At 35.1% G+C, this 9,566-nt stretch carries 6 protein-coding genes; 1 reads left to right on the top strand and 5 read right to left on the bottom strand.

The window, feature by feature from the left end:
- Window positions 1-394 (top strand): hypothetical protein (locus tag CG11_RS30405; RefSeq protein WP_197043897.1); only part of this gene is annotated, 394 nt, incomplete at its 5' end.
- Window positions 395-510: 116 nt separating this feature from the next.
- Here the strand turns inward: CG11_RS30405 and CG11_RS20570 are convergent.
- The 5 genes from CG11_RS20570 to CG11_RS20550 form a co-directional block, all read right to left on the bottom strand.
- Window positions 511-1,533: a DNA/RNA non-specific endonuclease gene (locus CG11_RS20570; protein WP_052598737.1), complete on the bottom strand. Its 1,023-nt coding sequence runs from the start codon at window positions 1,531-1,533 to the stop codon at window positions 511-513.
- A gap of 226 nt (window positions 1,534-1,759) precedes the next feature.
- Window positions 1,760-3,403: a CHASE domain-containing protein gene (locus CG11_RS20565; protein WP_052598736.1), complete on the bottom strand. Its 1,644-nt coding sequence runs from the start codon at window positions 3,401-3,403 to the stop codon at window positions 1,760-1,762.
- Between the two features lie 201 nt (window positions 3,404-3,604).
- Window positions 3,605-6,358, bottom strand: coding sequence for an SPOR domain-containing protein (locus CG11_RS20560; protein WP_052598735.1), 2,754 nt, complete (start codon window positions 6,356-6,358; stop codon window positions 3,605-3,607).
- A 1,238-nt stretch (window positions 6,359-7,596) separates the two neighbouring features.
- Window positions 7,597-8,145: a hypothetical protein gene (locus tag CG11_RS20555; protein WP_052598734.1), complete on the bottom strand. Its 549-nt coding sequence runs from the start codon at window positions 8,143-8,145 to the stop codon at window positions 7,597-7,599.
- Between the two features lie 106 nt (window positions 8,146-8,251).
- Window positions 8,252-9,373 carry a cysteine desulfurase family protein gene (locus CG11_RS20550; protein ID WP_231512822.1) on the bottom strand — a complete coding sequence of 374 codons (1,122 nt, stop codon included), beginning with the start codon at window positions 9,371-9,373 and terminating at the stop codon, window positions 8,252-8,254.
- Between the last annotated feature and the right edge of the window lie 193 nt (window positions 9,374-9,566).

Below are 9,566 nucleotides of genomic sequence, written 5' to 3'. Positions count from 1 at the left end.
TGGCGGCACAGGTGGAGGCACTGGTGGAGGTGGTACTGTTGGTACATTAGCGTATGTTGGTGCATATGATTTAGATAGTACTCAAATCAATAGTATGACTTGTTTGAATGACCCAGGAAGCTTTCTTTATGATGTTTTGTATTTTGATATAGTACAAGATACAGACCCAGCCAATGCAGGAAATAACTATGTGGATATTGTTTATACAGATTTTGTTTTAGACCAAACGTATAAAATTGAGGATATTGCAATTGCAACCAATGGCTCTATTTCATTTAGTCAACAAGGTATTTCTTTGACAGGAACATTTTCAGAAACTAACAATATAAAGTATTTCCAAGGAACGATTTCAATGAATGGTTCAAGTTGTAATATTTGGTATAGAACATACTAATACGGATATTCAATTCCGTATAAATATACATAAAGAAACTCTTTCAGAATCTTGCTCTGAAAGAGTTTTTATTGTTATTGTTTGATCTTTTAATAGTTCGTTGCTTGCAATTGATGTTATTCATCAGGGGCAGGTATAGCTTCAGGACCCTCATCGAACCATCGATCAGAAGTTCTACTTTTTTCTAAATACGTTTCTAAATCATCAGGAAGTTTAGGAAAAAAATCAATTTGAGTCAACGCTTCAATATCGTCAATAGAGACCATATAGTCCTCATAAAAACCTTTGCAGAGCTTATTGGGCATCAAAAATGCGATGGCATGTGGATGTTTAGGATTTAGGTCAACTACAATTTTGTAAAATTGTTTGGGAATACTGATACGATTATCTTTTCCAATTTTTCGGAGATGTTTTTTTAGAATAGGTCCCGAAACGACATACAATTTTTTCTTTTGGCTTGCCCATTCTCTAACCTTATTTTCAAGCCCTTTCCACATACCTCTATTAAATGAAGGAGCTTGGGGACTCATATTACTCATATAAAAAGACTCATCAACTGCGTTGGCAGAATATTTAAAATCAGCAGCAGGTGCCAAATGCCCTCTGTCGTAACCAGAGCGCGTATAATCCGTTGGTTTGGCTGTTTGAGTGGGAACATCAGGATCCGATCTAAAGTGATCATTTCGCCCATGTTTGCCTTTTAAGTGTTTGTCTAAAAGAGTATAAGCTACCCATTCCGCTTGTTCATGCTTTTCATTATAACGCAAGGTGTACGCTTGGTGTTTGATGACCATTTTATCATTATTTTGAAATGCGGGCAAGCCTACAGTTTCATCTAGTTCTGTCTCTTGTTGATTAGGGAGAGGGATGTCGTTGTTGGTGACCTTGTTATCTTCTAGATTTCTAGTAACGTCTTCTTCAATAGTGGCAACTGTACCCCACATCTGAGTTAGAAAACCTCCTGTAGCATTGTCAATAACACCAAATAGGGGAGTAAAAAAAGTAAGCACACCTGCTCCAAAAATAGCCGTAAAAAAGGCAGTAATTTTCCTTTGCCAAGAACTTTTATGAGGTGTATTGTTAGAAGTATTTTGGGTAGTAGTAGTTGTGCGAGACGTTTTTTTTGTCTTTTTTGCCATGAAATTAAATGCTGTATTGTGAAGTTGACAAAAATCGAATCATTTAGAACTCGGCTAAAGCAGCTTATTATTTAACTCAATTGTTGTTGTGCACATAGCCTAAGTCGTACTTGTTACTAACTTGTATGGGAGTTTGAACTAAATCAACGATATTTTGTAACTTCGGTGTGTGATTATGATTATCAGTAAGCTTTTTAGATTGTTGTTGCCTAGTTAGGGGAATAAGTTATATTATTTCTTTAAATAAGATAATATAGTGGGTGCCAGAACCTGCATCAGATTTTTCAATCGTGCCACTCAGTTGGCGAACCAATTGACGAATTAACTTCAATCCAAGTGATTTAGTTGTCTTATAGTTGATCTCGTCTGAGAAGCCTTTTCCATTGTCTCCAATTAACAATTTAAAGGTAGGATATTTTTGAGGAATAATTGATATATATACAGTTCCTTTTTGGTGTTGGTTCAAGCCATATTTGAGGGCATTGGTAATAATTTCATTAATTAATAAGCCCAAGGGAATAGCCGTATCAATATTTAATTTCAAGGTTTGAGGAACATCAATAGAAACTTCTAATTGGTGATTAGAGCCTAGAATGGATTGAATTAAGTAATCAACCAATTTTTGAAGATATTCTCCATAGCTGATGGTGGACAAATTTTCAGATTGATACAACTCCTCATGTAAAATAGCCATCGTATTGATTCGATATTGACTAACGCTAAAAATCTCTTTTATTTTGGGATTGTCAATATTACTAGATTGCAAACTGAGCAAGCTGGTAATTACTTGCAAGTTGTTTTTTACTCGATGATGAATTTCCTTGAGCAAAACAGCTTGTTCCTTATTGGCTTCATTCAATTTGTACGTTCTGCTAGCCACCTTTTTTGCTAAATGAAGTTCTCCGTTAGCATTCATATAAACCATTACAATTAGTAAGAAAGTAATCAGAAAGCCTAAAAATAAACAAGCATATGAGATGGGTAAATGAGGGTATCTTGTCATTGCTATATTAGGATTGCAATACAGTTTCCAAACTCGGCCACATAAGGTTACATCGAGACTATCATAAGGAGTATCCGTGTTTAATTTAGTATGACTGTTATTAAACATAGGGGTTATATTCCATAAACTATCGTAAATGGAAATATCTAATACTTGCAATTCAGATTTCAAAATTGTGTGAATGAAATCTTCCATATAGTAAACACCTAACAAGATACCTTGGATATTTTGAGGGGTTGTCACAGATTTTGCTACAAGAAAGGAGTAGGTATTCGCTTTGTTTTGCACCAATTGCAACGGAGGGGAGACAGAAATAGCATTTGATTCAAGGCTGTTTTTGATAATAGCATATCGTTTGGGATCTGAACTCAAATCATAACCAATGACCAATTTATTCAACGTTTTGGGCGCAATATATTGTACGGGATAATAAAAGGCTTTTTGGGGACTAACATCCAATGATTTTTTTTCAAAATTTGCTGCCAAAATATCGTGTTCCTCAAAACCTTCATTTTTCAATTTTTGGTTGTATTGTTCTCTATCAGCATCAAGGATTCGAGGCGCCCATTCTAGTGCTTTGATGCCAGGCAAATTTTTTAGAAATGGAAGTGTGAAGGCATCAAAAACAGGACGAGTAACACTATCTGCGGTTTCAAATAGCAACTGTAAAGAGGTAATAGCTAAACTAACTTTTTGGAGTTCTTTATTGATTTTTGTTTTTGTTTCTTGAACAGCTTGTTCAACTAATTGCTGATTACTAGTTAGTTTGGTAACATTAATATAGTGAAAATTTGCAATAGATAGACTAATACCAATAAGTAGGATAACTAAAATTCGTAGATTTCTATTTCGCCTAGTGCGATGCATATTATTATATAAAAGTGCTTGATGTTTGGTGTATGATCTCTCTAAGATACGATTAGACTTTGATATCTTTATGGTGCTGGGGTAAAATTTTTGCTTATTATTATAAAATAATAAGTATGATAGCTAGCTAAAAAACTAACTAAAAAAGCGTTCTGATTATTACAAAATCAGAACGCTTTCTGCAAAGTAAGAAGACAATGATTAGTTGTTCACTACATCGCTGATATTAACACGAACACCATTTTTGAACGCAACAATAAACGGTGATTCGACTCCTTTTTCTTTTGCTTTTGAACGAGCAACGCGTGCTTCATCCAATGTTTTGAAACTAGCAATATAAACATAAGTCAAGCCATTTGATCTTTTTTGTTTTTCAATCAATCCGAGGTGACTAACATTGCTAAAAGAAATATCAGAAGCATCTTTGAACGCTCCTAACTGAACCTTAAAGGCAACAGTTGGTTCTGCAGGCAAGGACACGCCTCTAGCCGTAACGCCTTCTGGTAATTTGTCATTGGTCCATGTGTCCAATTCTTTTTCTCGTATAGTAGGTTGTTCTACAACAGTAGGGGTACGCTCTTCAAAATTATTATTAACAGGAACATCATCCAAAACAGGTAATGGCTTGCGTTCTGGTAAAGGATAAATAACTTGAGAGCTCAAAGCAATGCGCCCGCCCAAGTGGTTGTTGTCTAACTCAACAGGTACTTTAAAGGCATCTCTATACGTCTTGCGAATTTCAGCCAAAGATTTGTTTAAATGCGCTTCATCGGCAAATATACCAACTCTAAAGGCTTTTTTATTCCCTCTTGGTTCTGTGATAATGTTTCCATATTGCTCTAATTCCAAACGTTCTTCAGCTGTTAAATCTGTTGCAACCAAAGCTTGAATTAAATATCCCTTACTAGGCATAGGAGCACCATTCGATTCATAAGAGAATGTTTTCCCTGTTGATCTAATTGGATTGATTAGTTCTTCGTCTGTTGGACGCCCCACGTTAGTTAGAGGTGCTTCAGCATCAATTACATTACCGTATTTGTCTCTATCTAACATTGGAGATGCCATCATAGCACGAGTTCCTAACAATGTCTTTTTGCCACCATTGCCTGTATTGACATCAAAAACAAGATTTTTGAAACCTGCCTTAGAAATTGCGATAGTATAGTCGTGTAATGGATCTAAAATAACCGAATATTCACCATAATGATTGGTTGGGTCTTTGATCTTATTTTCTTCTCCCGTACGAAGGTTTTTAATATAAACTGTTGCGTCCTTGATCGGACGTTTGGTCTCTTTATCAATAACAGCTCCAATATAAAAATTCATACTACAAGGTATCGTATTGCCATTTCCTGTTGGGCTAACAGTTGGTTTATTACCAACAGTAGGCGTGGTCACTACAGTAGTTGGTGGAACTGTATTTGTATTGGTTGTTCCTTTATTATACCCATCAATAGGTGGGTCTGTTTTACCAGAAGTAGGTTTGTAGCCTCCTGTAGGAGTTTTGGTAATTGTACCAGAAGTGCCTGAAACAGTAGAGTTATTCGGTACTTTAGTTCCTCCTATATTACCATTTGTATTCGTATTATTATTGTTGTTCGGTTGATTGGTATTGTTGTTATTCGCTACAACAGGATCTTTAACAGGAATAGCTTTTTCTTTCTCATTGATGAGTGGCATCAAGTCCTGGCTAGCATTCATCAAGCCATTATAAATATCATAATAACCATCTCTGTTAGAAGCAAAATAGCCTGTTCGAGTAGCTGCATCGTAGACAAAGTACATATCATCATGTGAAGAATTAACTTGATTGCCTAAGTTGCGGACGTTTTTCCAAACACCAACTTCTTTTTTTGCACGAAATACGTCAAATCCTCCAAAACCTTTGTGGTAATCTGAGGAGAAAAATAGATAACCATCGGCACTAATGCTAGGACTCACTTCATCTCCAGCAGAGTTTACATTAGGTCCTAAGTTTTGAGGTTGAGTCCACCCCGAACCTTGTTGATGAATGACCCAAATGTCAAAACCTCCATATCCGCCAGGCAAATTGTAGGCTGCAAAATAAATCGTTCTACCATTATTGGTAATATGAGGGAAAGAAGCAGCGTGCTCTTCTCCAACATGAGGAAACGGCTTGCCCATAGGAATATAAGTAAGGCTTTTCATACCATCGGCAGGCAGCGAAAGCTCCATTCCAACATTGATAAATGCAGATTCGTATAAGTGACGTACGCCATTAGCAAATTGACTATAAGACGTTACAGCCATTGTCTCTGTGGCATTGACAGCCAAAGGAGCAATATTGTTCTGAGGTGCAATTTCAATAGGATTTTTTACAATTTTTAATCCAGATAATTGTCCTCCTACACTTCTTGTTGCTTCATATAAATAGCTATCCGTGCTAGAAGAAGTACCACTATTGATTTTGATTTTTCTAGCAGAAGTAAAGTACAATTTACCTTTGTGTAAAAATGGAGCATAGTCGTCATAGGAAACATGGCTAACTCCTTTTTCCTTCTTTACGAGAAACGCAGATGAAAGCGTTTTTTGTTTTTTTGCAAAAACACAAGCTGCTTGTGCTTTTTCTGCACGAGCCTTATTCTCTTTGGCATATTTTCCAAAAGCAAGAATTGCTTCATCATACTTTTTGTTCGCTTGCAAAACTGTTCCATAATGGTAATAGTTAATAGGAGCAGTATTGGGATTCTGGCAGACTAGCTTGTATCTTTGCTCCGCTTCGTTCATTTTATTCAAGAAACGGTAACAGTTTGCTAATTTCATTTGCAAGTCTGTATTGCCTGGATTATCCATTACAGCACGACTGTAATGCAAGGTTGCCTCACTAAAGTTTCGAGCACCATAGGCTGTATTTCCTTTGTCCAATGGTGTTTGTGCATATACACTAACTGCAAATACCAAGAAAAGCACTACTAATAGGCTAGGCTTCTTCATAGTTTGTTGGTTTTTTATTTATAATCTGTTACAATTGATAGATTTTTTGAAAAAATAACAAATTATATTAATAATAATTAGTACTTCGTGGATTTTTTAGTTTTTTACAAAAAACTAAAAAATCATCTTTGCATCAGTTGGACTATTAATTATTTAAGGAATTAAGTAGTTAATAGTACTCTTTTGATAATCAAACTGATATGATTCTTTAGAAGTAATGAATAATAATAATAACCGTTTATAAATTCAATACTTATAGGAAAAATTAGACCATTTATAAGTAGTAAAATATATAGACGATTTACAATAAAATTAGTAGTTCACTATTTTGTTCAATAGTTAGTCACACTGCTCCTTCGTGATCGTTGAAACGATGTGGTAACAACGTAGTTGACTAAACAACAGTTGAGCAGGCTTGTGCAAGTGGCACAAAAAACACCGATCTTAGGGGAGCAAGCTCACGATGGAAGGGTGTTAATCAACATTATTATAAAAAAGTAAATTAATACAATTTTTAGCGAACCATTGATTTAAAAGAAACAAAAAACAATGTCTAGCATACAGACACAGGTCTTTCTAAGTTAAAGTATACAATTTTACAAAAAAATACGCAAATTGCCTATAACTGTACTACAAAATAAACTATCCAATGATATGGGCACTATAAAAACAGTGTTTGTTAGCGAATAAACCTTGTGTATTAACGACAAAAAAGTAGGCATTATTTTATACTCAAATAACTGATGTATATCAAGAGTACAAGAATGGTGCTAGATTGTGTGCCGTAAAGATTGGTTGAGTATTTGGTCAAATGCGAGGAATGTTTGGTTGCAATGAACGCTTATCTATAAAAAAAAATCACTATTCATCCTTGAATAGTGATTTAAAAATCAAATGTGGGTAACATTTTATGAATTTTTGATGTATTTTCTAACCATTTCTACAACAGCGACTAATACGACTGAACTAATTACTTTTCCTATAAATTTCATTGTTTTTGTGTTTTAAATTGAAGAATGTTTTTAGTTAAGATCACCAGAATATAATGTTCTGATCAAATCTGATAATAAACGACAAGGTTTATTATTTATTGGACTCATATGCATTCTTATAACAATCTAAAACAGCAATAAGTTTTCATAAAAGGCTAGTTTTTGCCCTTTTAGAGGTAGAGATAGCAATAAATAGTTCGTTGTGCTGCGATTACGCGGTTACTGTGAAATCATACTGCTGTCGTTCTATTCAAGACCACCTTTATATTTGAAAATAGCCTCCTCTTTTTGTTTTACATACAATCCATTGGCAAATACACGATTGCCAAAACCACAAGAGAACGGACTACCTTTTTCTTGTTTTAACTCAATTGTGTGATCATTATTAAACGTAAATGTAATGGCACAAGGATCTTTTTCTGAGTATTCGCTGGTCTTAAATACGGCTGTATTGTTTTCTAACTTTAAAATTCCCGTTGCAGTACCTGAATTGTAATTAGGCGCACCAATATTGATATCTAATTCAAATTTTAGAGAATCATTGTCCTGCTCTTCAATTACTAGATAACCACCACCTTCGGCACTTTCTTGGTCGCCAAAGATATAGGTTCCTGTAATGTTTTCTGGAGGAACATTATTATTGCTAACAGCTTTTAAACTTGCAGAACTATCTACTTGCATTGTTGTTGTGCTATCTATACTATTGGTAGAGGAATTCGTTTCGGTAGAATTTCCGCCACAAGCAACTAACAATAGAGAAATTAAAACTAAAGAAAAGTTGGTTAGTAGTTTCATAGATGGATGTTTTGTGACTAGAATAAAAAAAAGACTTGCTTCCAAATTACGAAATTTAGGAACAAGTCTTTAGCATTTTTTGTTTAAATGTGTCTATCGCTTTTAATTACACAATTTCTTTCAGTTGAGCGATGGTGTAATCAACTTCTTCTTTTGTATTTAAGTGAGAGAAAGAAAAACGAACCGAATGATAACCATCAGGGACGCCTAATGTTGCTAACACTCTTGATTCCTTGACAGCACCAGAATTGCAAGCAGAACCGCCAGAAGCACTAATTCCTTTTAGGTCTAATTTGAACAATAGCATATTTACTGGAGTGCCCGTTTTAAAAGAAACATTTAGCACCGTAAATAAGTATTGACCAGCATAATCGCCATTGATAATAACATCGGGAAAATTAGCCTTTAGTTCTTGAATAAAGTAATCTCGAACGGCTTCAATCTCAACCCTTCTTTCTTCCAAATGTTCAATAGCTTGTTCTAAGGCTTTTCCTAATCCAATAATGCTAGCCACATTTTCTGTTCCTGAACGCACTTTTCGTTCTTGTCCTCCACCATCGATATAAGCATCAATAACATTTGCTTTATTAACATACAAAAAGCCAACGCCCTTAGGACCATGTAATTTGTGACCAGATCCCGAAAGAAAGCTAACATTAAGTTGGGAAACATCAATCGAAATATGTCCAATAGATTGAACGGTATCGGTATGAAAATAAGCGTCGTACTGTTGGCAAAGCTCCCCGATTTTGTCAATTGGATTAAGAGTTCCAATTTCATTATTGGCGTGCATCAACGAAACTAAGGTTTTTTTAGAGCGATCTTTTAGCAAGGTCTCTAAATGATCCAAATTGGCTCGACCTGTTTTATCTAGTTGTACCAACTCAATCTCAATATCTTCTTCCCGCATACGATTCACGGTGTTGAAAACACAAGAATGCTCGATTGGGCTAGAAATAATACGCTGAACACCCAAATCACGAACAGCACATTTGATAGCCGTATTATTAGCTTCTGTACCTCCAGAAGTAAAGAAAATTTCAGAGGTAGATGCTTTTATAGCTTGGGCTACAATTTTTCGAGCACGTTCTACACCTGCACGAGCCGTTCGCCCTTCTTGATGGGTAGAGGAGGGGTTGCCATAATTATTTTTGAGATAAGGAAGCATTGCTTCTAACACGGCATCACACAAAGGTGTGGTAGCGGCATTGTCTAAATAGATACGCATAATATGATAATTATGAAGGACATCTATATACATTTAGTGTCCAATAAAACTAAATAGTTATAATGTAAAAAGTCTTTTGGTAAAATTATATTTGCTAATTATACTGTAAAGAAGCTATTCCTATGCTTAAAATAAGAAGCTAAATCAATGCCTTTTGAACATTTCTAATGATACTTTTTTGTAAAAAATAAGT

The organism is Aureispira sp. CCB-QB1 (assembly GCF_000724545.1).
Classification (GTDB): Bacteria; Bacteroidota; Bacteroidia; order Chitinophagales; family Saprospiraceae; genus Aureispira.
This window is presented reverse-complemented; position numbering and strand designations above follow the sequence as displayed.

Bases quoted from the DNA above. Each gene is read 5' to 3' on its own strand.
- CG11_RS20570 (WP_052598737.1), bottom strand. From the start codon at position 1,533: ATGGCAAAAAAGACAAAAAAAACGTCTCGCACAACTACTACTACCCAA.
- CG11_RS20565 (WP_052598736.1), bottom strand. From the start codon at position 3,403: ATGCATCGCACTAGGCGAAATAGAAATCTACGAATTTTAGTTATCCTA.
- CG11_RS20560 (WP_052598735.1), bottom strand. From the start codon at position 6,358: ATGAAGAAGCCTAGCCTATTAGTAGTGCTTTTCTTGGTATTTGCAGTT.
- CG11_RS20555 (WP_052598734.1), bottom strand. From the start codon at position 8,145: ATGAAACTACTAACCAACTTTTCTTTAGTTTTAATTTCTCTATTGTTA.
- CG11_RS20550 (WP_231512822.1), bottom strand. From the start codon at position 9,373: ATGCGTATCTATTTAGACAATGCCGCTACCACACCTTTGTGTGATGCC.